The 26842-nt window shown below is 68.5% G+C and carries 21 protein-coding genes, 1 pseudogene and 1 riboswitch; of the genes and pseudogenes, 14 read left to right on the forward strand and 8 right to left on the reverse strand.

Translation table 11 applies throughout. The features are described 5' to 3' along the window. The first annotated feature begins 58 nt into the window (after window positions 1-58). Window positions 59-2128: an EAL domain-containing response regulator gene (locus AC1G9C_RS22190; protein ID WP_480408801.1), complete on the forward strand. Its 2070-nt coding sequence runs from the start codon at window positions 59-61 to the stop codon at window positions 2126-2128. 56 nt (window positions 2129-2184) lie between these two features. Here AC1G9C_RS22190 and serB read toward each other — a convergent pair whose 3' ends face one another. Next, window positions 2185-3399, reverse strand: coding sequence for a phosphoserine phosphatase SerB (gene serB, locus AC1G9C_RS22195; protein WP_397486616.1), 1215 nt, complete (start codon window positions 3397-3399; stop codon window positions 2185-2187). Window positions 3400-3574: 175 nt separating this feature from the next. Here serB and AC1G9C_RS22200 point away from each other — a divergent pair, with 175 nt between their 5' ends. After that, window positions 3575-5110, forward strand: coding sequence for an AhpA/YtjB family protein (locus tag AC1G9C_RS22200; protein ID WP_480408802.1), 1536 nt, complete (start codon window positions 3575-3577; stop codon window positions 5108-5110). On the opposite strand, the pseudogene AC1G9C_RS22205 reads toward AC1G9C_RS22200, so the two are convergent. From AC1G9C_RS22205 to AC1G9C_RS22220, 4 genes and pseudogenes are all read right to left on the reverse strand, one after another. Then, window positions 5108-6030, reverse strand: a pseudogene (locus tag AC1G9C_RS22205) (metal ABC transporter ATPase); the annotation flags it as partial. The gene AC1G9C_RS22200 and the pseudogene AC1G9C_RS22205 overlap by 3 nt on opposite strands. Before the next feature lie 148 nt (window positions 6031-6178). Continuing rightward, on the reverse strand, window positions 6179-6991 hold the full coding sequence (locus AC1G9C_RS22210; protein WP_480408803.1) for an aldo/keto reductase: 813 nt from the start codon (window positions 6989-6991) through the stop codon (window positions 6179-6181). Next, the gene (locus AC1G9C_RS22215) at window positions 6988-8163 is read right to left on the reverse strand and encodes an NAD(P)/FAD-dependent oxidoreductase (protein WP_480408804.1); all 1176 of its coding nucleotides are present in this window, start codon (window positions 8161-8163) and stop codon (window positions 6988-6990) included. Before AC1G9C_RS22215 ends, AC1G9C_RS22210 begins: the two co-directional genes overlap by 4 nt. Before the next feature lie 68 nt (window positions 8164-8231). Next, window positions 8232-8564 carry a DMT family transporter gene (locus AC1G9C_RS22220; RefSeq protein WP_021441921.1) on the reverse strand — a complete coding sequence of 111 codons (333 nt, stop codon included), beginning with the start codon at window positions 8562-8564 and terminating at the stop codon, window positions 8232-8234. A gap of 90 nt (window positions 8565-8654) precedes the next feature. Between AC1G9C_RS22220 and AC1G9C_RS22225 the strand changes: the two genes are divergently transcribed. Beyond that, the gene (locus tag AC1G9C_RS22225; protein WP_480408805.1) at window positions 8655-9542 is read left to right on the forward strand and encodes a LysR family transcriptional regulator; all 888 of its coding nucleotides are present in this window, start codon (window positions 8655-8657) and stop codon (window positions 9540-9542) included. A gap of 106 nt (window positions 9543-9648) precedes the next feature. Further along, window positions 9649-10929, forward strand: a complete 1281-nt coding sequence (waaA, locus tag AC1G9C_RS22230) for a lipid IV(A) 3-deoxy-D-manno-octulosonic acid transferase (protein WP_480408806.1) — start codon at window positions 9649-9651, stop codon at window positions 10927-10929. A 65-nt stretch (window positions 10930-10994) separates the two neighbouring features. On the opposite strand, the gene AC1G9C_RS22235 is transcribed toward waaA, so the two are convergent. Beyond that, window positions 10995-12437, reverse strand: a complete 1443-nt coding sequence (locus tag AC1G9C_RS22235; protein ID WP_480408807.1) for a TolC family outer membrane protein — start codon at window positions 12435-12437, stop codon at window positions 10995-10997. A gap of 220 nt (window positions 12438-12657) precedes the next feature. Then, a riboswitch (TPP riboswitch) is annotated at window positions 12658-12764 on the forward strand. 97 nt (window positions 12765-12861) lie between these two features. Here AC1G9C_RS22235 and thiC point away from each other — a divergent pair. The 10 genes from thiC to AC1G9C_RS22285 all read left to right on the forward strand — a co-directional run bounded on the left by thiC (window position 12862) and on the right by AC1G9C_RS22285 (window position 24110). Then, window positions 12862-14745 (forward strand): phosphomethylpyrimidine synthase ThiC, encoded by a 1884-nt coding sequence (gene thiC / locus AC1G9C_RS22240; RefSeq protein WP_480408808.1) that lies wholly within the window; start codon window positions 12862-12864, stop codon window positions 14743-14745. Window positions 14746-14841: 96 nt separating this feature from the next. Next, window positions 14842-15441: an NUDIX domain-containing protein gene (locus AC1G9C_RS22245; protein WP_021441926.1), complete on the forward strand. Its 600-nt coding sequence runs from the start codon at window positions 14842-14844 to the stop codon at window positions 15439-15441. Then, on the forward strand, window positions 15432-15884 hold the full coding sequence (locus AC1G9C_RS22250; RefSeq protein ID WP_021441927.1) for a DUF1249 domain-containing protein: 453 nt from the start codon (window positions 15432-15434) through the stop codon (window positions 15882-15884). Before AC1G9C_RS22245 ends, AC1G9C_RS22250 begins: the two co-directional genes overlap by 10 nt. A gap of 202 nt (window positions 15885-16086) precedes the next feature. After that, window positions 16087-16902 (forward strand): 3',5'-cyclic-AMP phosphodiesterase, encoded by an 816-nt coding sequence (gene cpdA, locus AC1G9C_RS22255; RefSeq protein WP_122109182.1) that lies wholly within the window; start codon window positions 16087-16089, stop codon window positions 16900-16902. Window positions 16903-16963: 61 nt separating this feature from the next. After that, entirely contained in the window at window positions 16964-17575 is a 612-nt protein-coding gene (locus tag AC1G9C_RS22260) for a YqiA/YcfP family alpha/beta fold hydrolase (protein WP_021441929.1), read from the forward strand. A 15-nt stretch (window positions 17576-17590) separates the two neighbouring features. Further along, window positions 17591-19489: a DNA topoisomerase IV subunit B gene (gene parE, locus AC1G9C_RS22265; RefSeq protein WP_397495878.1), complete on the forward strand. Its 1899-nt coding sequence runs from the start codon at window positions 17591-17593 to the stop codon at window positions 19487-19489. Beyond that, window positions 19489-20472, forward strand: a complete 984-nt coding sequence (locus tag AC1G9C_RS22270) for an esterase-like activity of phytase family protein (RefSeq protein WP_480408809.1) — start codon at window positions 19489-19491, stop codon at window positions 20470-20472. Before parE ends, AC1G9C_RS22270 begins: the two co-directional genes overlap by 1 nt. Before the next feature lie 35 nt (window positions 20473-20507). Beyond that, window positions 20508-20993 (forward strand): retropepsin-like aspartic protease family protein, encoded by a 486-nt coding sequence (locus AC1G9C_RS22275; RefSeq protein WP_371921475.1) that lies wholly within the window; start codon window positions 20508-20510, stop codon window positions 20991-20993. A 7-nt stretch (window positions 20994-21000) separates the two neighbouring features. Further along, window positions 21001-23250, forward strand: coding sequence for a DNA topoisomerase IV subunit A (gene parC, locus AC1G9C_RS22280; RefSeq protein ID WP_480408810.1), 2250 nt, complete (start codon window positions 21001-21003; stop codon window positions 23248-23250). A 143-nt stretch (window positions 23251-23393) separates the two neighbouring features. Then, window positions 23394-24110 (forward strand): PqiC family protein, encoded by a 717-nt coding sequence (locus tag AC1G9C_RS22285; protein WP_122109187.1) that lies wholly within the window; start codon window positions 23394-23396, stop codon window positions 24108-24110. A gap of 160 nt (window positions 24111-24270) precedes the next feature. On the opposite strand, the gene AC1G9C_RS22290 is transcribed toward AC1G9C_RS22285, so the two are convergent. Together AC1G9C_RS22290 and AC1G9C_RS22295 are read right to left on the reverse strand one after the other, a co-directional pair. Then, window positions 24271-25482, reverse strand: coding sequence for an acyl-CoA dehydrogenase family protein (locus tag AC1G9C_RS22290; RefSeq protein WP_480408811.1), 1212 nt, complete (start codon window positions 25480-25482; stop codon window positions 24271-24273). Window positions 25483-25495: 13 nt separating this feature from the next. Further along, window positions 25496-26767: an acyl-CoA dehydrogenase family protein gene (locus AC1G9C_RS22295; protein WP_480408812.1), complete on the reverse strand. Its 1272-nt coding sequence runs from the start codon at window positions 26765-26767 to the stop codon at window positions 25496-25498. Between the last annotated feature and the right edge of the window lie 75 nt (window positions 26768-26842).

Genomic DNA, 26842 nt, shown 5'->3' on the forward strand with positions numbered 1-26842 from the left:
GGCCAACTCACCATTTGTCGCCTTTTCGCGCCCGTTCGGCGCGGTATTGACCCACCCTATGGCCATCGAAAAGAAAACCATCCGCCTGCTGATTCTCGAGGATTCGCAGAACGAGGCCGAGCGCCTGGTCAGTCTGTTCCGCAATGCCGGACACGCCACCCGCGTGCACCGCCTCACCTCCAGCGACGACCTGGCCGAGACCCTGCAACAGACCTGGGATCTGCTGATCTGCGCGCCGAGCAGCGAACAACTCGACCCCAGCGAGGCGATCGGCGCCATTCGCCGCCAGGCCAAGGACATCCCGGTGCTGCAGCTGGTCGAGGGTAACGATTCCGAAGCCATCACCGAGGCGCTGCTGTTCGGCGCCCAGGACGCCCTGCCGCAGGGCGAAGACGAGCGCCTGGTGCTGGTGGCCAAGCGCGAGCTGGCCAACCTCGAAGAACGCCGCGCCCGCCGCGCCGCCGAAGTGGCCCTGCGCGAGGCGGAGAAACGCTGCCAGCTGCTGCTGGAAAGCTCGGTGGACGCCATCACCTACGTCCACGACGGCATGCATATCTACGCCAACCGTGCCTACCTGGAGCTGTTCAAGTACGAGGACGGCGAAGAACTGGAAGGCATGCCGATGATCGACCTGATCGCCAGTGCCGATCAGGGCGCGTTCAAGGACTTCCTGAAGAACTACCAGAGCGCCGAGGGCAATGCCGAGCTGGCCTGTCAGGGCGTGCGCGCCGACGGCAGCAGCTTCGCCGCACAGATGAGCTTTTCCCCGGCCACCTACGACGGCGAGCCGTGCATCCAGGTGGTGATCCGCGCCGAGACCTCCAACGCCGAGCTGGAGGAAAAGCTGCGCGAGATCAGCAGCCAGGACCTGGTCACCGGCCTGTTCAACCGCAACCATTTCCTCGAGCTGATGGACGCCGCCGCCGAGCGCGCAGTCAACGCCGGGCAGCCGTCCGCCCTGGCCTATATCCGCGTCGACCGCTACGCCGGCCTGCAGGGCGAGATCGGCCTGGCCGGCATCGACCTGCTGCTCACCGACCTGACCGGCCTGCTGCGCGCGCACTTCGCCGCCGACACCCAGCTGGCGCGCTTCGGCGACGACGTGTTCGCCGCCCTGCTGCCGGGGCAGACGCCCGAACAGTGCGAAGACAGCCTCGCCGCGCTGCTGAAGAAGGTCGAAGGGCACATGTTCGACGTCAACGGCCGCACGGTGCAGACCAGCCTGTCGATCGGCGTCGCCGGCCTCAGCGAGAAGACCGCCAAGGCCCAGGCAGTCATCGACCGCGCCCACCGCTGCGCCGACGAGCTGGCCGAGGGCAATGCGCTGAAGCTGTTCAACCCGGCCGACGAACTGGCCGCCGCGGCCAACCGCGGCAACCTGCTGGCGATGGTGCAGCAGGCGCTGGAGAACAACAGCTTCCGCCTGCTGTTCCAGCCGATCATCAGCCTGCGCGGCGACGCCCACGAGCACTACGAGGTGCTGCTGCGCCTGCTCAGCCCGCAGGGCGAGGAAGTGCCGCCGACCGAGTTTCTCGCCGCCGCCAAGGATGCCGGCCTGGGCGAGAAGATCGATCGCTGGGTGGTCCTCAACTCGATCAAGCTGCTCGCCGACCACCGCGCCAAGGGCCACAACACCCGCCTGTTCGTCCACCTGTCCAGCGCCAGCCTGCAGGACCAGACCCTGCTGCCCTGGCTCAGTGTGGCGCTCAAGGCGGCGCGCCTGCCGTCCGACGCGCTGGTGTTCCAGTTCAGCGAACCGGATGCCATCGCCTACCTGAAACAGGCCAAGGCGCTGACCCAGGGTCTGGCCGAGTTGCACTGCAAGGTGGCGCTGAGCCAGTTCGGCTGCGCGCTCAACCCCTTCAACACGCTCAAGCACCTGCAGGTGGACTTCGTCAAGATCGACGGCTCCTTCTCCCAGGAGCTGGGCAACGCCGACAACCAGGAAGCGCTGAAGACCCTGCTCAGCAGCCTGCACGCCCAGGCCAAGCTGACCATAGTGCCCTTCGTCGAGAGCGCCAGCGTGCTGGCGACCCTCTGGCAGGCCGGGGTCAACTTCATCCAGGGCTACTACCTGCAGGGGCCGAGCCAGTCGATGGACTACGACTTCTCCGCCGGCGACGAGTAACCCGCGCCGCAACGAAAAAGCCGCCTCGAAGGGCGGCTTTTTTCTGGGCGACGCTATTACTCCTGGCCTTCGCGGTCGCGAAAGCCGAGCAGGTAGAGGATCCCGTCCAGGCCCAGGGTGGAGATCGCCTGCTTGGCCGACTGCTTGACCAACGGCTTGGCGCGAAAGGCCACGCCGAGACCGGCCAGGCCGAGCATCGGCAGGTCGTTGGCGCCGTCGCCGACGGCGATGGTCTGCTCCAGCTGCAGGCCTTCGCGCTCGGCCAGCTGACGCAGCAGGTCGGCCTTGCGCTGGGCGTCGACTATGGGCTCCACCGCCACGCCAGTGACCTTGCCGTCTTCGATCTGCAGCTCGTTGGCGAACACGTAGTCGATGCCCAGCTTGGCCTGCAGCTGCTTGGCGAAGTAGGTGAAGCCGCCGGAGAGGATGGCGGTCTTGTAGCCCAGGCGCTTGAGTTCGGCGAACAGCGTCTCGGCGCCCTCGGTCAGGCGCAGCGAGGCGCCGATTTCCTCCAGCACGTCCTCGGACAGGCCCTTGAGCAGGCCCAGGCGCTCCCTGAAGCTGGCGGCGAAATCCAGCTCGCCGCGCATGGCCCGCTCGGTGATCTCGGCCACCTGCTCGCCGACGCCGGCGGCCTTGGCCAGCTCGTCGATCACCTCGGCCTCGATCAGCGTCGAATCCATGTCGAACACCGCCAGGCGGCGATTGCGGCGGAACACCGAGTCGCGCTGGAAGGCGATATCGACGTTGAGTTCCTGCGCCACGCTGAGGAACTCGGCACGCAGCGCCGCCGGGTCGGCCGGCTCGCCGCGCACCGAGAACTCGATGCAGCCCTTGCCCTGCTCGGCCGGCATGTCCAGCGGCATGCGTCCGGACAGGCGGTCGATATGGTCGATATTCAGGCCGTACTTGGCGGTGATGGCGCTGACCCGCTGCAGCTGCTCGGCAGTGACCTTGCGCGTCAGCAGGGTGACGATATGCCGGGCCTTGCCCTGGCCGCCCACCCACTGCCGGTAATCCTCCTCCGAGACCGGGGTAAAGCGCACCTGCTGATCCAGCTCGTAGCCGGTGAACAACACTTCCTTGAGCACCGACTGGGCGCGGGCGTTGTCGGGTATCTCGATGAGGATGCCGAACGACAGGGTGTCGTGGATCACCGCCTGGCCGATGTCGAGGATATTCACCCCGCCCTGGGCCAGCACGCCGGTGATGGCGGCGGTAAGACCGGGGCGGTCTTCGCCGGTGATGTTGATCAGGACGATTTCGCGCAAGGCGCACCCTCCGGGGCAGACGATTGAGAGGCATGAGGCGGCGAACGACCGCCAGGCCGAGGAAAAGGCGCACATTCTACCCAGTTCCGCGCCGGACGGGCACGCTCGCCGCTTTGCCCGCCACAGGGCGACCGCTATACTGCGCGGCAACTTCAGTCGACAAGAGCCGTGCTCTGTGAACCGGCCCGCGCCCGTCAAACCCGATAATTTCTTCCTGCTGATCTTCCACGCCCTGCGCCAGCGGCGCGTGCCCCTGGTCCTGCGCATTGCCAGCCACAGCCTGCTGCTGGTGGCGCTGGCCATGCTGATCTACGCCTGGGTCATGGGCATGCAGTTCAAGCAGGCCATGCAGCAGCAGGCCGACGCCCTCGGCCAGAGCCTGATCACCCAGACCGCCACCTCGGCCACCGAACTGCTGGTGTCCAACGACATCCTCAGCCTCAACGTGCTGCTGAACAACCTGGCGAAGAACCCGCTGGTGGCCCACGCCGCCATCTACAGCGTGGACAACCGCATCCTCGCCGAGGCCGGCGCGCGGCCGACGCGCAGCGTGCTGGGCGAGAGCGAAGGGCTGTACTCCACGCCCATCACCTTCCAGGAGGTGATCGCCGGGCAGTTGCGCATCAGCCTGGACATGCGCCAGTTCCAGCAGCCGATGACCATCAGCCTGCAGAGCATGGGCATCCTCAGCCTGATCCTGCTGGCCCTGACCCTGTCGCTGAGCATGCGCCTGGGCCGGCATATCTCCACCCCGCTGCTGCAGCTGCGCCTGTGGCTGCGCGACCCGGACGACCCCGCCCCCGGCGCCGGGCGCAACGACGAGATCGGCGACCTGGCGCGCCAGCTGCAGTCCCGTCTGGTGCCGGAAAAACCGGAGCCCGAGCCGGAGTTCGACGACGAACCCGCCTTCGCCGACAGCGACGCCTACCCGGACGAACAGGATGACAGCGCCTTCGCCGAGCTGGACGACGAGGTGCCGGTCGTCGACGAGCGCGTCTTCGCCGAGAACGAGCCTGGCGATGACCGCGACCAGCCGCTCAAGCCCTGGCCCGAGTCGATAGCGCCGGACGATCCCTTCGCCGAACTGAGCGACGAGCCCGAGGCACCTGCTGCGGCAGCACCGGCGCCGCGCCAGGCCCAGGCCAGCGCGGTGCTGGCCATCCAGCTCGGCGCCCAGGAGCAGCTGCGGCGCCTGCCGCGCACGCGCCTGCTGGACCTGCTGGAACGCTATCGCGGCTGCCTGGAACAGGCCGCCGCGCTCTATCAGGGCCAGCTGCACACGCTCAAGGATGGCAGCAGCCTGATGCTGTTCCACGAACAGGAATGCGGCGAGGACTACCTGACCCACGCCATCTGCTGCGGCGAGCTGATGCGCGCCCTCGGCCACGCCCTGCAGATCGAGGTGGCCGACAGCGGCATCACCCTGCAACTGCAGCTGGGCCTGACCCTGGGCAGCGACCTGGACGGCCTCGGCCAGGCCGAGCTGCTGCTCAGCGACAGCGCCCTGGACGCCCTGGCGCTGTCGCAGCACAGCCGCAATCTGCTGCTGGTGGAACAGCGGGTGGCGCAGGATGGCCTGGCGCGTCAGCGCGCACGCATCCGCCCGATCGCCAGCCCGGAAGGCGCCAGCTGCGTCGAGCGCCTGCTCGACCCCTACCCGGCGCTGCTGGAGCGCCAGCTGACGCGCATGCACGAAAGCCGGGCGCACTGACGCCCGGTCACGGCTCAGGCCTGGTGCGCACGGCGCAACGGCGTTGGCGCGCCACAGCGCTGCAGCCAATCCTTCCAGCGAATCCGCTCGTCGCGCACCAGCCAGCCGTCCTGCTTGGCGAAACTCTCCGACAGACACAGGCCGCGGGTGCTGGCCGGCCGCAGTTCGCCCTTGCTCAGGGTGAACAGCTCGCCGCTGGGCAGGCCCTGCTGCAAGGCCAGCAGGTAGAGGTCAGGCCGACGCCGCTCCAGGCGCGCGACCAGACGTCCATCCTCCAGGCACTCGTCGACGTGAAACAGGCTCAATTGGCGCACGTCGCGCGGCAGCTCCAGGCTCAGGTCGTAGACCAGCTGCAGCGAGGCGGTGGGCAGGTGCACATAGGCACGCGGGCGCTCCAGCAGGGTCAGGTTGCCGCACTGCACCGGACGCGCCGCGCCGGACAGCGGGCTGAGGCGGAAGTGGCTGGCCTCGCGGTAGCGCAGGGCGCCCTGGTAGGGCGTCGGCAGCCAGGTATCGCCGAAGCGCCCGGCCAGCCAGCCGTCGGCCGTCTCCAGCAGGCATTCCTCGGCCACTTCCTGGATGGCGGTGAGCAGCGGCAGGTTCAGTTCGTGGGCCGGCACATAGCCGGAGATCAGCTTGAGCACGGTGTCGCCGCGATCCGGACGACGCTGGCGCACCAGCAACCAGTAGTCGCGGCCGTGCAGGCGCAGGGTCAGGCGCACCGAGACACCAAGGTTGGCCAGCTCCGCGGCGAAGCGCCAGCTGTCCGCCACCTGCAGCGGCCGGCGCCGCTCGAGCATCTGACGGAAGTTCAGCGGCTGGCCCAGACTCTGGTAACTCAGGCCCTCGGGCCCGGCCTCGACGAACAGCGGCAGGGTCTTGAAGGTGCTCGGGTCCTTACGGATCAGCGTACGCGGCATCTCGACTCCTCGTTCCTGATGGGCGTGCAGCCGGCGCGGCAGGCAGCCTGCCCGGCGGACGCAGGGTGGTCAGGGTGAAGCGCAACAATGGCTCAAGGCTGCCCCAAGCCAACCCCGAACGACAAGCCACCGCCGGTAAGCGCAGGCTTCAGCAGATGTCCTGGATCACCGCCGCCGCCGTGGCCACGTTGGCCGCCAGGTGCGCGGGGGTGATGGTGCCGACGATGGCGCTGCTGACGCCGGGGTGATCGAAGATCAGTTCGAAGCTGGCGCGCAGCGGATCGACGCCGGCGCCCAGGCAGGCATGCCCGCTGGCCAGGGCCTTCTTGATCAGGATGCCCTTGGCGTGACTGGCAGCGTAGTCCAGGACCGGCTTTTCGCCCTGTTCGTTGAGGTTGTAGGTGACCATCGCACAGTCGCCCTGCTGCAGCGCCAGCAGGCCGCCCTCGACGGTCTTGCCGGACAGGCCGTAGGCGAGGATCTTGCCCTCGCGCTTGAGCGCGGCCAGGGTCTCGTACACGCCGCTATCGCGCAGCACCGCCAGGTCGTTGCCGTCGGAGTGCACCAGCAGCAGGTCGATGCGGTCGGTCTCCAGGCGCTTGAGGCTGCGCTCCACCGACAGGCGGGTATGCGCCGGGGAGAAGTCGAAGCGCGACTGGCCGTGCTCGAACTCCTCGCCGGTCTTGCTGACGATCACCCAGGCGTCGCGCTGGCCGCGCAGCAGCGGGCCGAGGCGCTGTTCGCTGAGGCCGTAGGCCGGCGCGGTGTCGATCAGGTTGATGCCCAGCTCGCGGGCCTGGCGGATCAGCGCGGCGGCCTGGGCATCGTCGGGGATGCGGAAGCCGTTGGGGTACTTCACCCCCTGGTCGCGGCCGAGCTTGACCGTGCCCAGGCCCAGCGGCGAAACCAGCAGGCCGGTGGACCCCAGCGGGCGATGCAGATCGTGCAGGGTGCTCTTCATGGCAACAGCGCCTCCCATACCGGCTGCGCCACGTCCGGGCGCGGCAGCGCCGGCAAGGGCGCGTGGCGGCCGGGCTGCACGCCGTCGCGATCCAGCGCGGCCAGCACGCGGTCGGCGAAGTCCGGGGCCAGCGCCAGCTTGGTCGGCCAGCCCACCAGCAGGTGCGGCTGTTCGGCGAGGAAGGCGTTGTCCGGGCGCACCAGGCCGCTCTGCGCCGGCTCGGCGCGGTCGACGCGCAGGGTCGCCCAACGGGTCTGCGCCTGGTCGACCCAGGGCAGCAACTCGGCCATTTCCTGCTGCGCGGCGCGGATCTGCGCGGCCTCGTCGCGGGCCACACCGTCGGCCTCGGCCAGGTCGCCGCCGAGGTACCAGACCCACTGGCCGTCGGCCGCCGGATGAGTGGTGACGGTGACCCGCGGCTTCGGCCCGCCGCCCAGGCAGTGGGCGTACAGCGGCTGCAACGCCGGCCCCTTGGCCAGCACCATGTGCAGCGGGCGCAGTTGCTGTCTGGGCTGTTCGATACCCAGCGCGGCGAGCAGCTCGGCATTGCCGGCGCCGGCGCTGAGCACCACGCGCTGGGCGCGAATCTCGCGACCGTCGACCCGCAGGCCGCGCAGCTCGCCGTCCTCGCGCAGCGGCTCGATCCGCCGGGCCGCCAGCAGGCCGTCGCCGGCCAGCTCGGCCAGACGGGCGATCAGGCTGGGCACGTCGAGCACCAGTTCGGCCAGGCGGTAGACCTTGCCCTTGAATTTCGGGTGCTGCAGCGCCGGTGGCAACTGCTCGCCCTTGACCTGGTCGACCCGTCCGCGCACCGCCTTGCTGGCGAAGAAGCTGGTGAGGTTGCCGGCCAGGGTGCCCGGCGACCACAGGTAGTGGGCCTCGGACAGCACGCGCACGCCGGAGAGATCCAGCTCGCCGCCGCCGGCCAGGGCCTCGCGCCAGCGTCGCGGCATGTCGGCGATGGCCTCGGAGGCGCCGCTCAGGGCGCCATGCAGGGCGTACTTGGCACCGCCGTGGATGATGCCCTGGGACTTCACGCTCTGCCCGCCGCCGAGGCTGCCACTCTCCAACAGCAGGGTGGCGAAACCCTGGCGACGCAGGCGCGCGTTGAGCCAGAGGCCGGCGATGCCGCCGCCGACGATCAGGACATCGGTGCTGAGGGACTGGGACATGAACGGGCCTCGCCGGAAAACAGGGGCGCAAGTATAACCCGCCCGGGCCGGCCTGCCCGAGGCCGCCGTCAGTGGCCGGTGGACTGCGAGAACAGCTGAATCACCAGCACCCCGCTGACGATCAGGCCCATGCCCAGCACCGCCGGCAGATCGAGCTTCTGCTGGTAGAGGAACAGTGCGGCGACGCTGACCAGGACGATACCCAGGCCGGCCCAGATGGCGTAGGCGATACCCACCGGAATGGTGCGCACCACCAGGGTCAGCATCCAGAAGGCGATGGCGTAGCCGCCCACCACCAGCAGCAGCGGCAGCGGCTTGTTGAAGCCGTCGATGGCCTTCATCGAGGTGGTGGCGACCACTTCGGCGGCGATGGCGATGGCGAGGTAGAGGTATCCGGGCATGGCGGCGACTCCTGAGCGATGGCGCGATTCTAAGCTCGTCAGCGATGGGATAAAGTCATTACCCATCTGAATTACAGATAGGTTGACCCCATGAACTGGAACCTCGATCAGCTGCACCTGTTCGTCCGCACGGCCGAATGCCGCTCCTTCTCCGCCGTGGCGCGGGAGGTGGGGCGCGCGCAGTCGGCGGTGAGCACGGCCATCGCCCTGCTCGAAGCCGACCTCGGCGTGCAGCTGTTCGAGCGCAGCAGCGGGCGCCAGCCACAGCTGACCGAAGCCGGTGCGGCACTGCTGGAGGAAGCCCGCAGCGTGCTGCAGCAGTGCGAGCGCCTGGACGGCCGCGCCTTCGGTCTGGCGCGCGGCGAGGAGGCGCGCCTGCGCCTGGCGCAGGACGAAGCCATGCCCTATCAGCCGGTGCTGGCCAGCCTGGGGGCGCTAGCCGAGGCCTTTCCCCGGCTCGAGGTGCAGCTGTCCAGCGGCGCCCAGGGCGATGTGGCGCGCAAGCTGCTGCAGCGCCAGGCCGATCTGGGCCTGCTGTTTCATCACGAACAGATGCCCAGGGAGCTGGAAAGCCAGCGCCTGGGCACCATCGAGATGGTCACGGTGTGCAGCCCGCAGCATCCGCTGGCCGGACGCGCCAGCGTGGAGCGCCGCGATCTGGCCGAACAGCGCCAGTTGCTGATGACGCCGCAGGACAGCCACTACCCCGGCGGCGAGCAGATCAGCCCGCTGGTGTGGCGCGCCGACAGCTTCTACGTGATGGCCGAGCTGGTGATTCGCGGCCTGGGCTGGGCCTGGCTACCGCGCCACGTGGCGCAGTACCCGACCTATCAGGGCCACCTGCAGGAACTGCGCAGCGACTGGGCGCCGCTGCCGCTGGTGGTGGAGCTGGTATGCCGCCGCGACGGCGCGCTCGGCCCGGCGGCCAACTGGCTGGCCGACTGCCTGGCGCGCGAGCTACTGCGCCCGCAGGCCTGAGAGCCCCTCCAAACTCTGCTGCGCGTCGGCACTCTAGCTCGCGAGACTTTGAACGGGCTCTAAGTCCACTTCCAGGAGCGGGCCTCGACCGCTAAGCTGCGCGCCCATGAACAGACACCTCTATACCCTGCTGCTGCACCTGGCCCTGCCCCTGATCGCCCTGCGCCTGGCCCTGCGCGCGCGCAAGGCGCCGGCTTACGCGCGACGGATCAAGGAGCGTTTTGCCTTCGCCCTGCCAGCGCTGAAACCGGGCGGCATCTGGGTGCACGCGGTGTCGGTGGGCGAGAGCATCGCCGCCGCACCGCTGGTCCGCGCGTTGCAGGCGCGTTATCCCGATCTGCCGATCACCGTGACCTGCATGACCCCGACAGGCTCCGAGCGCATCCAGGCGCTGTTCGGCGATGGCGTGCAGCATTGCTACCTGCCCTACGACCTGCCCTGGGCCGCCGCGCGTTTTCTGTGTCGAGTGCAGCCGCGCCTGGCCGTGGTAATGGAAACCGAGCTGTGGCCCAACCATATCCACCAGTGCGCCAGGCGCGGCATCCCGGTGGCGCTGGCCAACGCGCGGCTGTCGGAACGCTCGGCACGCGGCTACGGGCGCTTCAGGCGACTCACCGCGCCGATGCTCGCCGAGCTGTCGCTGATCGCCGTGCAGACCCAGGCCGAGGCCGAGCGTTTTCTCGCCCTCGGCGCACACCGCGACTGCGTCGAGGTGACCGGCTCGATCAAGTTCGACCTGCAGATCGATGCCGGCCTGGTGCAACGCGCCGCCGAACTGCGCCGCGCCTGGCAGGCCGAGCAGCGCCCGCTGTGGATCGCCGCCAGCACCCATGCCGGTGAAGACGAGATCGTCCTTGCCGCCCATCGGCAGCTCCTGGTCTCCAGGCCGGATGCCCTGCTGATTCTGGTGCCGCGCCACCCCGAGCGCTTCAACTCGGTCCATCAGCTGTGCCTGCACCAGGGCCTGACGACGCGCCGCCGCTCCACCGGCGAGGCCGTGCAGGCCGGCGACCAGGTGCTGCTCGGCGACAGCATGGGCGAGCTGCTGTTTCTCTACGCCCTGGCCGACGTGGCGTTCGTCGGCGGCAGCCTGGTGGCCAACGGCGGGCACAACCTGCTGGAGCCGGCGGCCCTGGGCAAACCGGTGCTGAGCGGCCCGCACCTGTTCAACTTCCTCGAGATCGCCGCGCAGTTGCGCGAAGCCGGCGCACTGGGCGAGGTGCAAGGCGCTGACGACCTGGCCGGCGAGGTCGCGGCGCTCTGGCGCGAGCCGGCTCGCAGCGAGCGCATGCGCCAGGCCGGCCTGAACGTGCTCAAGGCCAACCAGGGCGCGCTGCAACGCTTGCTGGCGGGGCTGCAAAGGCTGCTGGAAGGGCGTCGCCCCTAGCCCCTGCCGACCCGCGTCAAGCAAAAGCCCGACACGAAGTCGGGCTTTTGCTTGACGCGGGCGGTTCAGAAATCCGGATCGCCCTGCAGGCGCGCCTCGGCGGCCGAGGCCAGATCCGGCGGCAGGAAGTCCTGGTCCGGGTTGTAGTCCGGCTTGAGGAAGCTGCCCAGCGCTTCCAGGTCGGCCGGGCTGAGGGTGCCGGCGGCCTGCTTCAGGCGCAGGTTGTTGAGGATGTAGTCGTAGCGCGCGTCGTTGTAGTTGCGCACCGAGCTGTACAGCTGACGCTGAGCGTCGAGCACGTCGACGATGTTGCGGGTACCGACCTGGTAGCCGATCTCGGTGGCCTCCAGCGCGCTCTGGTTGGAGATGATCGACTGCTTGCGCGCCTGCACGGTTTCCACGTCGGTATTCACCGCACGGAACAGGTTGCGGGTGTTCTGCACCACCTGGCGGCGCAGGCTCTCGCGCAGCTGCTCGGTCTGGCCCAGGCGCTGGTAGGCCTCGCGCACCTGCGAGCTGGTCAGGCCGCCGCTGTACAGCGGGATGTTCAGTTGCAGGCCGATGGAGCGCTGGGAGACGTCGCCGCTGTAGGTCGGGCTGCCGAAGGTGCCGCTGTTGCTGAAGCCCAGGCTGTCGTTATCGCCCTTCTGGTAGCTGGCCACCGCGTCCAGGGTCGGTGCATGGCCGGACTTGCGCTGGCGCAGGGTTTCCTCGGCGGCGTCCACCGCATAGTAGCTGGCCTGCAGGTTGAGGTTCTGCGCGGCGGCGGTGTCGACCCAGGACTTGGCGTCGTTCGGCGTCGGCGCCAGCACCGGCAGGGTATGCACGATGCCTTCGACCGCCGCGTAGTCGCGGTTGGTCAGGGTCACCAGGGCCTCGAAGGCGTCCTCCACCGCGCGCTCGGCGAGGATGCGGTTGGCGCGGGCGGTGTCGAAGCCGGCCTGCGCCTCGAGCACGTCGGTCTTGTCCGACAGGCCGACGTCGAAGCGCTCGTTGGCCTGGTCCAGCTGGCGCTTGAACGCCGCTTCCTCGGCCTTGGTCGAGGCCAGGGTGTCCTGCGCGCGGAGCACGGCGAAGTAGGTCTCGGCGCTCTGCAGGATCAGGTTCTGCTCGGTGGCCGACAGCTCCAGCGCGGCCTGCTCGCTGGTGGCCTCGGCGGCCTGCAGCTGGAACCAGCGGTCGGCGCGGAACAGCGGCTGGCTGAGGTTGGCCTGGTAGGTGGTGCCACTGCGCGAGGCGCTGTTGCTCGGCGAGTCGATCTCGGTGCGGGTGTCGCCGTAGGTGGCGCCCGCCGACAGGTTGGGCAGCAGCCCGGCGCGGGCCTGCGGCACCACTTCCCGGCGCGCCTGGTAATCGGCGCGCGCGGCGGCGATATCGGCATTGTTCTTCGCCGCTTCCTGGTACACGGTCACCAGGTCGGTCTTGCTCGACAGCGTGGCCTCTTCGGCCTGGGCCAGGCCTGCGACGACAGCGGCAATGGCGACGGCCAGGGAAAGTCTGCGCAACATGAAGGTCGATCCTTGAATGGGCGATGATGGGCAAGGCTACGGGGCGCCGCGGGCGAGGGTCAAGCGCACCTTGGACGGCATCAGTCTAGCTGGCGGCAAGCTATGTTGCTCGCCGGGAACAATGCCCGGCAGGTGGCACTAGCGGTCGTTTTCCGACGCACGGGTCGACCTTTTCTGACCCTCGGGTTGGTTTTATCGCTCAAGCTTGATTAGACTGCCCGGGTTCTTGTCGGGGTGCCCCATATGCGGGGCTGAGATTGGCAGCTGCCGGATCCCGTTGAACCTGATCAGGTTAAGGCCTGCGTAGGGAACAAGATGTCCTCGCCAGCGTACCGGCGAGTCTTCTCGGCACCGCCCCATGGTGCGCCTCCGCCCCCTCCTCTCTCAGGTTCTGCTCCGACAACCATCCCCGGAGAGAGCCTTGATGAGTGCACAACAACAAAAGAATCTGAGTGAATCGGCTCAGGTCGATCAGCAGTCCGTACAACCCTTTCCCCGTTCGCAGAAAGTCTATGTAGAGGGTTCGCGCCCGGACATCCGCGTGCCGATGCGCGAGATCAGCCTGGACGTGACGCCCACCGACTTCGGTGGCGAGATCAACGCGCCGGTCACCGTCTACGACACCTCCGGCCCCTATACCGATCCGAACGTCACCATCGACGTGCGCAAGGGCCTGGCCGACGTGCGCAGCGCCTGGATCGAGGATCGCGGCGATACCGAAAAGCTGCCGGGACTGTCCTCCGAGTTCGGCCAGCGCCGCCTGGGCGACGCCGAGCTGGCCGCCATGCGCTTCGCCCACGTGCGCAACCCGCGCCGGGCCAAGGCCGGCAAGAACGTCAGCCAGATGCACTACGCCAAGCAGGGCATCATCACCCCAGAGATGGAATACGTCGCCATCCGCGAAAACATGAAGCTGGCCGAGGCCCGCGAGGCGGGTCTGCTCAACGAGCAGCACGCCGGCCATAGCTTCGGCGCCTCGATTCCGAAGGAAATCACCCCCGAGTTCGTGCGCAGCGAAGTGGCCCGCGGTCGCGCCATCATCCCGGCCAACATCAACCACGTGGAACTGGAGCCGATGATCATCGGCCGCAACTTCCTGGTGAAGATCAACGGCAATATCGGCAACAGCGCCCTGGGCTCCTCCATCGAGGAAGAAGTGGCCAAGCTGACCTGGGGCATCCGCTGGGGTTCGGACACCGTGATGGACCTGTCCACCGGCAAGCACATCCACGAGACCCGCGAGTGGATCATCCGCAACAGCCCCGTCCCGATCGGCACCGTGCCGATCTACCAGGCGCTGGAGAAGGTCGGCGGCGTCGCCGAGGACCTGACCTGGGAGCTGTTCCGCGACACCCTGATCGAACAGGCCGAGCAGGGCGTGGACTACTTCACCATCCACGCCGGCGTGTTGCTGCGCTATGTGCCAATGACCGCCAAACGCGTGACCGGTATCGTTTCCCGCGGCGGCTCGATCATGGCCAAGTGGTGCCTGGCGCACCACAAGGAAAACTTCCTCTACACCCACTTCGACGACATCTGCGAAATCATGAAGGCCTACGACGTCAGCTTCTCGCTGGGCGACGGCCTGCGTCCGGGCTCGATTGCCGACGCCAACGACGAAGCGCAGTTCGGTGAACTGGAAACCCTCGGCGAACTGACCAAGATCGCCTGGAAACACGACGTGCAGTGCATGATCGAGGGCCCCGGCCACGTGCCGATGCAGCTGATCAAGGAGAACATGGACAAGCAGCTGGAATGCTGCGACGAGGCGCCGTTCTACACCCTCGGCCCGCTGACCACCGACATCGCCCCCGGCTACGACCACATCACCAGCGGCATCGGCGCGGCGATGATCGGCTGGTTCGGCTGCGCCATGCTCTGCTACGTCACGCCCAAGGAGCACCTGGGCCTGCCGAACAAGGATGACGTGAAGACCGGCATCATCACCTACAAGATCGCCGCCCATGCGGCGGATCTGGCCAAGGGCCATCCGGGCGCGCAGATTCGCGACAACGCCCTGTCCAAGGCGCGCTTCGAGTTCCGCTGGGAAGACCAGTTCAACCTCGGCCTGGATCCGGACACCGCCCGCGCTTTCCACGACGAGACCCTGCCCAAGGACTCGGCCAAGGTGGCGCATTTCTGCTCCATGTGCGGGCCGAAGTTCTGCTCGATGAAGATCACTCAGGAAGTGCGCGACTATGCTAAGGAACAGCGTATCGACACCCTCGACCTGGACGCCGAACAGGGCATGCAGGCCAAGGCCGAGGAGTTCAAGGCCCAGGGCAGCCAGCTCTACCAGAAGGTGTAGCCCTCTGGTCATGGAAGCTTGATCTGGCAGCGCTAAGCTCGCTAGTGTGATCGGTAACGGGCCAACTGGCCCGTTACTGCCAGTTGGGGGATGCCTATGGGCAAAGACGACATCGACATCATCGAGCGCGAGGCCTGCTTCCGCGGCTTCTACCAGCTCGACCGGGTTCGCCTGCGCCATCGCCAGTTCGCCGGCGGCATGGGCCCGCAGCTCAGTCGCGAGCTGTTCGTGCGCCACGACGCTGTGTGCGTGCTGCCCTACGACGCGCAACGCGACGAGGTGGTGCTGATCGAGCAGTTCCGCGTCGGCGCCATGGACAAGAGCGCCAACCCCTGGCTGCTGGAGCTGGTGGCCGGCCTGATCGACAAGGACGAAGAACCCGAGGAGGTCGCCCGCCGCGAGGCGGTCGAGGAAGCCAACCTGCAGCTGACTGCGCTGTGGCCGATTACCCAGTACTACCCCTCGCCCGGCGGCTCCGACGAGCGCGTGCACCTGTTCGTCGGGCGCTGCAGCAGCGAGGGCGCCGGCGGCGTGCATGGCCTGGCCGAGGAAGGCGAGGACATCCGCGTGCACGTCTGGCCGCTGGCCGATGCCCTGCAGGCGGTGAAGGACGGCCGCATCGACAACGCCGCCAGCATCATCGCCCTGCAATGGCTGGCGCTCAATCGCGACGAAGTGCGGGGGATGTGGTCGTGAACCTGGTGCGCGAGCGCTACCGGGTCGACCTGGTCGAACTGCAGGCCGCCTGCGAGGCCAACTACGCTCGCCTGATGCGCCTGCTGCCGGACATGCGCAGCGAGCCCCAGGCGCGGCGCGTGGCCCTGAGCCAGGGCGACCGCCTGCTCGGCGTGCTCAGCCTGGAAGTGGTCGAAGCCTGCCCCTACACCACCACCCTGCGCGCCCGCCAGGAGCACAGCCTGCCCTGGCTGCCGGTGCCGCAGCTGGAGGTGCGGGTCTATCACGACGCGCGCATGGCCGAAGTGGTCGGTGCCGAGAATGCCCGCCGCCTGCACAGCCGCTACCCTTATCCCAATGCCGCCATGCACCAGCCGGACGAGAAGAGCCAGCTCAACCTGTTTCTCGGCGAATGGCTCAGCCATTGCCTGGCCTGTGGCCACGAACCCCAGCCGGTCATCTGAACCGTCAAGCTTCGCACCGCCCGGCCGATAGCGCGGAACGGCTTTTGTGGCCTGCCATCCCTGGCGGCCACCCTGCGGGCCGTCGCAGGCGACGTCAAAAAACGCTCCTGGCGTTTTTTCTGTGATCTGCGTCCGCTTCGCGGGTTTTCCCTTTAGCGCGGCAACCACCATAATTCACCCGATTGTGCCCTAGGAGACGGTCTTGCCGAGCCTGCCCACCCCTTCCGCTGATTCCTCGGTCCTGCTGGTGCAGCTGTCCGACAGCCACCTGTTCGCCGAAGCGGATGGCAAGCTGCTGGGCATGGACACCTGCGACAGCCTGCAGCGGGTGATCGAACGGGTGCAGCAGGAGCAGGCGCAGATCGACCTGATCCTGGCCACCGGCGACCTGTCGCAGGACGGCAGTCAGGCCTCCTACCAGCGTTTCCGCCAGCTCACCGCCGCCATCGGCGCGCCGGCGCGCTGGCTGGCCGGCAACCACGACGAAGTGCCGCCGATGCAGGCCGCCTGCAACGGCAGCGCGCTGCTGGAGCCGGTGATCGACCTCGGTGCCTGGCGCATCGTCATGCTCGATTCCTCGATCCCCGGCGCGGTGCCCGGCTTTCTCGCGGACAGCCAGCTCGAGCTGCTGGAGCGGGCGCTGAGCGAGGCGCCGCAGCGTCACCACCTGATCTGCCTGCACCACCACCCGGTGTCCATCGGCTGCAAATGGATGGAACCCATCGGCCTGCGCAACCCGGACGCCCTGTTCGCCGTGCTGGCCCGCCACCGGCAGGCCAAGGCCCTGCTCTGGGGCCATATCCACCAGGAATTCGACCAGCAGCGCGGCGGCCTGCGCCTGCTCGCCTCGCCCTCCACCTGTGTGCAGTTCGCCCCCGGCAGCGAGGAATTCCAGGTCGGCAGCGAGGCGCCCGGCTACCGCTGGCTGCGCCTGCATGCCGACGGCCGCCTGGACACCGGCGTATCGCGCGTCACCGGTATTCATTTCGAGGTGGATTACAGCGTCAAGGGCTACTGAAACACCCCCAATCAGCTTGAGGCTTGCAGCTTGCGGCCTCGGACTAGTAGCCTCCCGCCCCATGACCGCATCCATCCTCTATATCCACGGCCTCAACAGCTCGCCGGCCTCGCACAAGGCCAGCCAGCTGAGCCGCGCCATGCGCAGCCTGGGCCTCGACGCCCGGCTGCGGGTGCCGGCGCTGCACCATCATCCGCGCCAGGCCATGGCGCAGCTCGAAGCCCTGGTGGCGGAACTCGGCCAACCCGTGCTGGTGGGCAGCTCGCTGGGCGGCTACTACGCCACCTATCTGGCCGAGCGCCATGGCCTCAAGGCGCTGCTGATCAATCCCGCGGTACGCCCGCACCTGCGGTTCGACGGTTACCTCGGCCCGCAGCAGAATTACTACAGCGACGAGACCTGGGAACTGACCGAAGATCACATCGAGGCCCTGGCCGAGCTTGAGGTGGCGCCCCCCAGCGACCCGGTGCGCTACCGGGTATGGCTGCAAACCGGCGACGAGACCCTCGACTACCGCGACGCCGAACGCTACTACCGGGCCTGCGCCCTGCGCATCCAGGCCGGCGGCGACCACGGTTTCCAGGGCTTCGCCGCCGACCTGCCGATGCTCTTCGCTTTCGCCGGGATCGACGCCACACTCTGGCGCGATACCGACTTTTCCGCACTCATTTGACGAACAAGAGAGCCCATGGCCCAGCAGAACGCCTATAACGCCGACGCCATCGAAGTCCTTTCCGGCCTCGACCCGGTGCGCAAGCGCCCGGGCATGTACACCGACACCACGCGGCCCAACCACCTGGCCCAGGAAGTCATCGACAACAGCGTCGACGAGGCGCTGGCCGGGCATGCCAAGTCGATCCAGGTGATCCTCCACGAGGACAACTCGCTGGAAGTGCTCGACGACGGCCGCGGCATGCCGGTGGACATCCACCCGGAAGAAGGCGTGCCGGGCGTCGAGCTGATCCTCACCAAGCTGCATGCCGGCGGCAAGTTTTCCAACAAGAACTACCAGTTCTCCGGCGGCCTGCACGGCGTCGGCATCAGCGTGGTCAACGCCCTGTCGACCCGCGTGGTGGTGACCGTCAAGCGCGACGGCAACGAGTACCAGATGAGCTTCGCCGACGGCTTCAAGGCCAGCGAGCTGGAAGTGGTCGGTACGGTGGGCAAGCGCAACACCGGCACCAGCGTGCACTTCTGGCCCGACGCCAAGTATTTCGACTCCTTCAAGTTCTCGGTCAGCCGCCTCAAGCACGTGCTCAAGGCCAAGGCCGTGCTGTGCCCGGGGCTCTCGGTCAGCTTCACCGACAAAGCCAGCGGCGAGCAGGTCGAGTGGCTGTATGAAGACGGCCTGCGCTCCTACCTGGTCGACGCCGTCAGCGAGTTCGAGCGCCTGCCCGCCGAACCCTTCGTCGGCAGCCTGGCCGGCAACAAGGAGGCGGTGGACTGGGCCCTGCTGTGGCTGCCCGAGGGTGGCGACGCGGTGCAGGAAAGCTATGTCAACCTGATCCCCACCGCCCAGGGCGGCACCCACGTCAACGGCCTGCGCCAGGGCCTGCTGGACGCCATGCGCGAGTTCTGCGAGTTCCGCAACCTGCTGCCGCGCGGGGTAAAACTGGCGCCGGAAGACGTCTGGGAACGCATCGCCTTCGTCCTCTCGATGAAGATGCAGGACGCCCAGTTCTCCGGGCAGACCAAGGAGCGCCTGTCCTCGCGCGAGGCCGCCGCCTTCGTCTCTGGAGTCGTCAAAGACGCCTTCAGCCTGTGGCTCAACGCCCACCCGGAAACCGGCCTGGCCCTGGCCGAGCTGGCCATCAGCAACGCCGGCCGTCGACTCAAGGCGGGCAAGAAGGTCGAGCGCAAGAAGATCACCCAGGGCCCGGCGCTGCCAGGCAAACTGGCCGACTGCGCCGGGCAGAACCCGCTGCGCTGCGAGCTGTTCCTGGTCGAGGGCGATTCCGCCGGCGGCAGCGCCAAGCAGGCGCGCGACAAGGAGTTCCAGGCGATCATGCCGCTGCGCGGCAAGATCCTGAACACCTGGGAAGTCGACGGCAGCGAGGTGCTGGCCTCGCAGGAGGTGCACGACATCGCCGTGGCCATCGGCATCGACCCCGGCTCCAGCGACCTCTCCGGGCTGCGCTACGGCAAGATCTGCATCCTCGCCGACGCCGACTCCGACGGCCTGCACATCGCCACCCTGCTCTGCGCCCTGTTCGTCCGCCACTTCCGCGCCCTGGTCGACGCCGGCCACGTCTACGTGGCCATGCCGCCGCTGTACCGCATCGACCTGGGCAAGGAGATCTTCTACGCCCTCGACGACGCCGAGCGCGACGGCATCCTCGACCGCCTGGTGGCCGAGAAGCGCCGCGGCAAGCCGCAGGTGACCCGTTTCAAGGGCCTCGGCGAGATGAACCCGCCGCAGCTGCGCGAAACCACCATGGACCCCAACACCCGCCGCCTGGTGCAGCTGACCCTGGACGATTTCGAGGGCACCCGCGAGGTGATGGACATGCTGCTGGCGAAGAAACGCGCCGGCGACCGCAAGAGCTGGCTGGAAACCAAGGGCAACCTGGCCGAGGTACTGGCCTGATGCGCAGGCTGTTGCTGGCACTCGGCCTGCTGGCCGGCGGCGCCCACGCCGAGCCCGTGGCGCTGGAGGAACTGCAGCTGCAGGCCGAATACCCGGTGAGCGAGATGACCGGCGGCAACCTGTCCGGCCTGGCCCAGTGCGGCGAGGCGCTGTGGGCGGTGTCCGACCGCGACGACGCGACCCTCTACCAGCTGCACCGGGAAGACGGCCTGCTGCGCGCCGAGGGCGAACCCTTCGTCGCCCCCGAGCCGCCCGACAGCGCCCTGCCCTGGGGCCTGCGCATGCGCAATTGGGCCGCCAGCCTGGTACGCGGCGGCAAGCTGGATTTCGAGGGGCTGTCCTGCGATGCCCAGGGCAACCGCTACCTGGTCAGCGAGACGCGCGCCGCGGTGCTGCAGGTGGCACCCAGCGGCAGCGCGCAGTGGCTCAACCTGCCCAGCGGCCTGGTGCGCCAGGCGCGTGCCAGCGGCATGCTGCTGCACTTCAACCAGGGCTTCGAGGGCATCGCCGTCGACCCCAGCGGCGAGCGCCTGTGGCTGGCCGCCGAACAGCGCCGCCGCGGCCTCACCGTGCTGCACCGGCAGAACAGCACCTGGCGCTGCACCGGCGGCTGCGTGCTGATCAGCGAGAGCGGCGCAGAGCCCTCGCCCGCAGCGCTCGGCGGCCGCGCCGCGCCGCGCGACTTCGCCGGCCTGGCCTACTTTGGCGAGAAGCTGTTCACCCTCGAACGCCAGGCTCATCGCATCTGCCGCCGCACCCTGAGCAACGGCGAGGCGGAGCTGTGCTGGTCGTTCGCCGGCGAGGCGCTCGCCGAGGCGCGTCGCTACCCGCCGAAATACGGCATGGCCGAAGCGCTGTGGATCGACCAGGACGGCGCCTGGATCGGCGTCGACAACGGCAGCCAGACCCGCGCCGACGGCGAGCAACGCCCCCTGGTCTGGCGCTTCAATGCGCCCAAGGGCGGCTGGAGCCGTCGTCCGTGAGCGAGCAGACGCCTGGCCGCCGCGCCGGACGGGTGATGTGGGTGCTCGCCTGGGGTGCCGGCCTGCTGCTGGCCACGCATTTCTTCGGCAACTGGGAAGACAAGCAGCGCAACCCCAACCAGGTGCCGCAATCGGTGCAGGGCGAGGGGTTCGTCGAGGTGCGCCTGGCCAGCAGCCGCCAGGGCCATTACCTGGTCAACGGGCAGATCGACGGCCAGGACGTGACCTTCCTGCTCGACACCGGCGCCACCCAGGTGGCGGTGCCCAGTGCCGTGGCCGAGCGCCTTGGCCTGGCGCGCGGCGCGCCGATCGTCATCAGCACCGCCAACGGCCGTGCCACCGGGCATCGCACGCGCCTGGCCAGCCTGCGCCTGGGCGATATCGAACTGCGCGACGTCGCCGCGCTGATCGCCCCGGGCATGGACGGCGACGAGGTGCTGCTGGGCATGAGCGCGCTGCAACAACTCGAATTCAGTCAAAAGGGCGGCACCCTGGTGCTGCGCCAATCAACCTTGCAATGAGGCCCGCATGAGCGAATCCCTCGATTTGAGCCTGGAAGGCGTGGAACGTCGGTCGCTGGCCGACTTCACCGAGCAGGCTTATCTCAACTACTCCATGTACGTGATCATGGACCGCGCCCTGCCGCATATCGGCGACGGCCTCAAGCCCGTGCAGCGGCGCATCGTCTACGCCATGAGCGAGCTGGGCCTGGACGCGGACTCCAAGCACAAGAAGTCGGCGCGCACCGTCGGCGACGTGCTCGGCAAGTTCCACCCGCACGGCGACAGCGCCTGCTACGAGGCCATGGTGCTGATGGCGCAGCCGTTCAGCTACCGCTACACCCTGGTCGACGGCCAGGGCAACTGGGGCGCGCCGGACGATCCTAAGTCCTTCGCCGCCATGCGCTACACCGAGGCGCGCCTGTCGCGCTATTCCGAGGTGCTGCTGAGCGAGCTGGGCCAGGGCACCGTCGACTGGGTGCCGAACTTCGACGGCACGATGAACGAGCCGGCGACCCTGCCGGCACGCCTGCCCAACCTGCTGCTTAACGGCACGACGGGTATTGCGGTCGGCATGGCCACCGACGTGCCGCCGCACAACCTGCGCGAAGTCGCCGCCGCCTGCGTACGTCTGCTGGACGAGCCGGGCGCCACGGTCGAGCAGCTCTGCGAGCATATCCAGGGCCCGGATTTTCCCACCGAGGCCGAGGTCATCACGCCCAAGGCCGATCTGCTGAAGATCTACGAAACGGGTCGCGGCTCGGTGCGCATGCGCGCCGTCTACCGCGTCGAGGACGGCGACATCGTGGTCACCGCCCTGCCGCATCAGGTCTCCGGGGCCAAGGTGCTGGAGCAGATCGCCGCGCAGATGCAGGCCAAGAAGCTGCCGATGGTCGCCGACCTGCGCGACGAATCCGACCACGAACACCCGACCCGGATCGTCATCATCCCGCGCTCCAACCGCGTCGATGCCGACGAGCTGATGACCCACCTGTTCGCCACCACCGAGCTGGAATCGAGCTACCGGGTCAACACCAACGTCATCGGCCTCGACGGCAAGCCGCAGGTCAAGGACCTGCGCACCCTGCTGAGCGAGTGGCTGGTGTACCGCGTCGGCACCGTACGGCGCCGCCTGCAGTTCCGCCTGGACAAGGTGGAAAAGCGCCTGCACCTGTTGGAAGGCCTGCTGATCGCCTTCCTCAACCTCGACGAAGTGATCCGCATCATCCGCACCGAAGACCAGCCGAAACCGGTACTGATGGAGGCCTTCGGCCTGACCGAGGTGCAGGCCGACTACATCCTCGACACCCGCCTGCGCCAGCTGGCCCGCCTGGAAGAGATGAAGATCCGCGGCGAGCAGGACGACCTGGCCAAGGAACGCGAGAAGCTGCTGGCCCTGCTCGGCAGCGAAGCCAAGCTGAAGAAGCTGGTGCGCAAGGAAATTCTCGAGGACGCCGAGAAGTACGGCGACGACCGTCGCTCGCCGATCGTCGCCCGCGCCGAGGCCCGCGCCCTGTCGGAAACCGAGCTGATGCCGACCGAACCGGTCACAGTGGTGCTCTCGGAGAAAGGCTGGGTGCGCTGCGCCAAGGGCCACGACATCGACGCCACCGGGCTGTCCTACAAGGCCGGCGACGGCTTCAAGGCCGCCGCGCCGGGCCGATCCAACCAGTACGCGGTGTTTATCGATTCCACCGGACGCAGCTATTCGCTCGCCGCCCACAGCCTGCCGTCGGCGCGCGGTCAGGGCGAGCCGCTGACCGGTCGTCTGACCCCGCCGCCGGGGGCGACCTTCGACTGCGTGCTGCTGCCGGAGGACAGCGCCCTGTACGTGATCGCCTCGGACGCCGGCTACGGCTTCGTGGTCAAGGGCGAGGACCTGCAGGCCAAGAACAAGGCCGGCAAGGCCCTGCTCAGCCTGCCCAACGGCGCCCGGGTGGTGGCGCCCAAGCCGGTGGCCAGCGTCGAGAACGACTGGCTGGCGGCGGTGACCACCGAAGGCCGCCTGCTGCTGTTCAAGGTCGCCGACCTGCCGCAACTGGGCAAAGGCAAGGGCAACAAGATCATCGGCATCCCCGGTGAACGGGTGGCCAGCCGCGAGGAATACCTCACCGATCTGGCCGTGCTGCCCGCCGGCAGCTCGCTGGTGCTGCAGGCCGGCAAGCGTACCCTGACCCTCAAGGCCGACGATCTGGAGCACTACAAGGGCGAGCGCGGCCGCCGCGGCAACAAGCTGCCGCGCGGCTTCCAGCGCGTCGACCAGTTGCTGGTGGAATAAGCGCCGCCCCTACCGACAGGCGGGCAAGGCTGGAGTCGCGGCGCGGTTTGACGGATGATACGCGACCCGGGTCGTCAGGATGACGACCCGCCGGCATGACATGGGATTGATGCGCAGCCGCCCGCAGCGGCTGCCGGGAACGAATGATGACTGTAGTACGCCCCCTGGCCCTGCTTCTGACCACCCTGCTCAGCCTGAGCGGTTGCAGCCTGCTGCAGCAGAAGCCGGTGCCACTCTACCAACTCGACAGCGGCAGTGCCGTCGCCCCGGCCAAGGACAGCGGCATGGCGGTGCTGGTCGGCCCGGTCAGCATCGCCGACTACCTGCGCCAGGAACACCTGCTGCAGCGTCAGGCCGACGGCAGCCTGGTGGCCGCCCGCGATGCCCGCTGGGCCAGCGGCCTGGCCAACGACATCGACCAGCAGTTGCTGCGCCAACTGGCCTGGCGCCTGGACAGCCAGCGCCTGGCCCTGGCGCCGGCCGCCCCCGGCTTCAGCGCCGACGCCCAGGTGATGCTGACCATCACCCGCCTCGACTCCGGCCCGCTGGTGCCGGCGGTGTTGGAAGCGCAGTGGCGCCTGCTGGATCGCCGCGGCCAGCTGCGCGACAGCCGCCTGGTGCGCCTGGAGGAGGGCCACAACGGCGCCGTGGCCGAGCAGGTCAAGGCGCAGAGCCTGCTGCTGCAACGCCTGGCCGCCGAGCTGGCGGTGGCCATCCAGCCGATTGCCGTGGCCGAGGAGGCCCCCGCCGAGCCACCGCGCAAGAAGGCCCCGGTGGCCAAGGCCAAACCGCAGGAACCCGGGCCGAAGATTCCGGTGGCCGAACCCATCAAGATCGATACCGAAGTCTTCCGTTTCTAAGCAAAAAGCCCGCAGATGCGGGCTTTTTTGTGCCCTGCCGCCGCACTGCCAGCCAGCAGGTTGGGTTGAGGCGCGTAGCGACGAAACCCGACGGGCCATGTCGCGGACCGTTGGGCGTTGCCGCGCTCGGCGCCAACCTACGGCGTTGCCCAGCGATGCCCTATTTGAGTTCGCTGGAACTCTTGCCCAGCAGGCGCCGGGCGACGATCAGCAGCTGGATCTGCTGGGTGCCTTCGAAGATGTCGAGAATCTTCGAGTCGCGCGCCCATTTCTCCAGCAGTTCGTCCTCGCCGTAACCCAGGGCGCCGGCCAGCTCGACGCATTTGAGCGTCACCTCGCTGGCCACCCGCCCGGCCTTGGCCTTGGCGATGGAGGCCTCCTTGGAGTTGGGCAGCTTGTTGTCGGCCATCCAGGCGGCCTTGAGCGTGAGCAGGCGCGCCGCTTCCCACTCGGCCTCCAGCCGATACAGGGTGGCCTCGGCATGGCTCACGGCCAGCAAGGGCTTGGCATAGTCGAAGCGGCAGCCGGCCTTGACCAGCAGCTCGCGGGTGCGTTCCAGCGCCGCCCGAGCCACCCCGACCGCCATGCCGGCGACCAGCGGGCGGGTGTTGTCGAAGGTTTCCATGACCCCGGCGAAGCCCTTCTGCACGTCGATCTCGGCGTTGCCCAAGAGGTTGGCCGCCGGCACCCGGCAGTCGCTGAAGCTGATCGAGGCGGTGTCCGAGGCCTTGATCCCGAGCTTCTTCTCCAGGCGCGTCACGCTCATGCCCGGCGTGCCCTTCTCGACCACGAAGGACTTGATCGCCGCGCGCCCCAGGCTGCGGTCGAGGCTGGCCCAGACCACCACGGCGTCGGCGCGCTCGCCGGAGGTGACGAAGATCTTCTCGCCGTTGAGCACGTAGTGCTCGCCGTCCTTCACCGCCGTGGTGCGGATCGCCGCCGAGTCCGAGCCGCAGCCCGGTTCGGTGATGGCCATGGCCGCCCAGGTCCTACCGAAGCGCGCCAGCTGCTCGTCGTTGGCCACCGCGGCGATGGCCGCGTTGCCCAGGCCCTGGCGCGGCATGGCCAGGAGCAGGCCGACGTCGCCCCAGCACAGCTCCATCACGCCGAGCAGCGCAGCCAGGTTGCCGCCGTTCTTGACGCCCTCCTGCTGTTCGCGGACGGCGCCGCGCTTGCTCGCCGAACCGGCGCCGACGGCGTCGGGCGAGCCCTCGTTCATGCCGTCAAGCAGCGCGGCGAGCAGGTCCAGCTCCTTGGGATAGGCGTGCTCGGCCTGGTCGTACTTGCGTGAGATCGGCCGGAAATAGTGCTTGGCCACCTGCTGCGCCTGCTGCTGCAGGCCGCGGAATTTCTTCGGGGTTTCCAGATTCATCGTTGTCACCTGTTCAGAGATGAAGGCCGCCGGCCAGCACGGCCACGCTGCGCAGATCGCGGTACCAGCGCTCGACCGGGTGCTCCTGGGTGAAACCATGGCCGCCGAGCAGTTGCACCGCGTCGCTGCCGATCTTCATCGCCTTCTCCGCACAGAGCAGCCGCGCCAGGTAGGCCTCGCGCCGGAACGGCAGGCCGGCCTCGGCGCGGGCGCAGGCACGCCACAGCAGCAGGCGCATGGCGTCCAGTTCGATGGCGATGTCGGCGACCATAAAGGCCACGCCCTGGCGATGGCTGATCGGCTCGCCGAAGGCCTGGCGTTCGTTGCAGTAGCTGGTCACATAGTCCAGCGCCGCCTGCGCCGTGCCGACGGCAAGGGCGCAGAAGGCCAGCGCGGAATGATCGAGAAAGGCCTGAAAATCGAAGCCAGCGCCAGCCAGCCGGCACTCGCTCGGCACCTTGACGCCTTTGAGTTGAATACGCGCCAGGCCACAGGCCTTGAGGCCCATGGCCGGCTCGGCGCGGCGGCCGATGCCCTTGCTCGCGGCATCGACGATAAACAGCGCCGGGCCGTCGCCGGCCTGGGCGCTGACGATCAGCCGGCTGGCCTCCAGCCCACCCAGCACCAGGGCCTTCTCGCCGTCGAGCAGATAGGCTTTGCCGCGTTTGCGCGCGCGCATGGCGGGCCCCCGCGGGTCGCTCAGCACGCCCGGCTCGCCCACTGCGAGGGCGAAGGGTTGCGCCCCCGCCTCGCTGACGAAGGCCGGCAGCCAGGCCGCCTGTTGCGCCGGCGAGCCCCAGCGGCGGATGCAGTTGGCCGCCGACAGTGGCAGCAGCAGCGCGGCGGCCAGGGAGAAGTCGCCCCTGGCCAGGCTTTCGCCGATCAGCGCGTTACTCAGCACGGTGCGCGCCCCGGCCAGGCCGCCCTGCGCCTCGCCGACGCCATAGTGGGCCAGGCCCAGCTCATGGGCCTGGCTGCGCAGCGCCGCCGGCACCCGCGCCTGGGCGTCGGCCTCGTGCGCCAGCGGGCGCAGCACGTCCAGGGCGAAGCCCTGGAGCATCTCCACCAGCATCTGCTGCTCGTCGGACAGCGACAGGTCGAACAGCTCGTCGGCCGCCTCCGGACGCGGCGTGCGCGTCTTGCCGGCGGCCAGACGGAAGCTGGCGCGGCTGCCGCTGTAGACGAGTCTTTCGAAGGGTTTGCGCAGCTTGAGGCGATCCGGCCAGTCGGCCTGGGCCAGCTTGCTCAGTACGCTCAGGGCCTGGCCCTGTACATCGACGGTCATGGCATCTCGCTCCACAGGGGGGATGCCATCGATGATGCGCCGCCGGCTGGCGAGCGCCTATGACCCTCAAGCCAC

The sequence above is a fragment of the Pseudomonas sp. ABa2 genome, assembly GCF_056676075.1.

Coding starts and splice junctions, on each gene's coding strand:
- AC1G9C_RS22190 (WP_480408801.1), top strand. CDS start 59: ATGGCCATCGAAAAGAAAACCATCCGCCTGCTGATTCTCGAGGATTCG.
- AC1G9C_RS22210 (WP_480408803.1), bottom strand. CDS start 6,991: ATGAAGAGCACCCTGCACGATCTGCATCGCCCGCTGGGGTCCACCGGC.
- AC1G9C_RS22215 (WP_480408804.1), bottom strand. CDS start 8,163: ATGTCCCAGTCCCTCAGCACCGATGTCCTGATCGTCGGCGGCGGCATC.
- AC1G9C_RS22220 (WP_021441921.1), bottom strand. CDS start 8,564: ATGCCCGGATACCTCTACCTCGCCATCGCCATCGCCGCCGAAGTGGTC.
- AC1G9C_RS22225 (WP_480408805.1), top strand. CDS start 8,655: ATGAACTGGAACCTCGATCAGCTGCACCTGTTCGTCCGCACGGCCGAA.
- waaA (WP_480408806.1), top strand. CDS start 9,649: ATGAACAGACACCTCTATACCCTGCTGCTGCACCTGGCCCTGCCCCTG.
- AC1G9C_RS22235 (WP_480408807.1), bottom strand. CDS start 12,437: ATGTTGCGCAGACTTTCCCTGGCCGTCGCCATTGCCGCTGTCGTCGCA.
- thiC (WP_480408808.1), top strand. CDS start 12,862: ATGAGTGCACAACAACAAAAGAATCTGAGTGAATCGGCTCAGGTCGAT.
- AC1G9C_RS22245 (WP_021441926.1), top strand. CDS start 14,842: ATGGGCAAAGACGACATCGACATCATCGAGCGCGAGGCCTGCTTCCGC.
- AC1G9C_RS22260 (WP_021441929.1), top strand. CDS start 16,964: ATGACCGCATCCATCCTCTATATCCACGGCCTCAACAGCTCGCCGGCC.
- parE (WP_397495878.1), top strand. CDS start 17,591: ATGGCCCAGCAGAACGCCTATAACGCCGACGCCATCGAAGTCCTTTCC.
- AC1G9C_RS22270 (WP_480408809.1), top strand. CDS start 19,489: ATGCGCAGGCTGTTGCTGGCACTCGGCCTGCTGGCCGGCGGCGCCCAC.
- AC1G9C_RS22275 (WP_371921475.1), top strand. CDS start 20,508: ATGTGGGTGCTCGCCTGGGGTGCCGGCCTGCTGCTGGCCACGCATTTC.
- parC (WP_480408810.1), top strand. CDS start 21,001: ATGAGCGAATCCCTCGATTTGAGCCTGGAAGGCGTGGAACGTCGGTCG.
- AC1G9C_RS22285 (WP_122109187.1), top strand. CDS start 23,394: ATGATGACTGTAGTACGCCCCCTGGCCCTGCTTCTGACCACCCTGCTC.
- AC1G9C_RS22290 (WP_480408811.1), bottom strand. CDS start 25,482: ATGAATCTGGAAACCCCGAAGAAATTCCGCGGCCTGCAGCAGCAGGCG.
- AC1G9C_RS22295 (WP_480408812.1), bottom strand. CDS start 26,767: ATGACCGTCGATGTACAGGGCCAGGCCCTGAGCGTACTGAGCAAGCTG.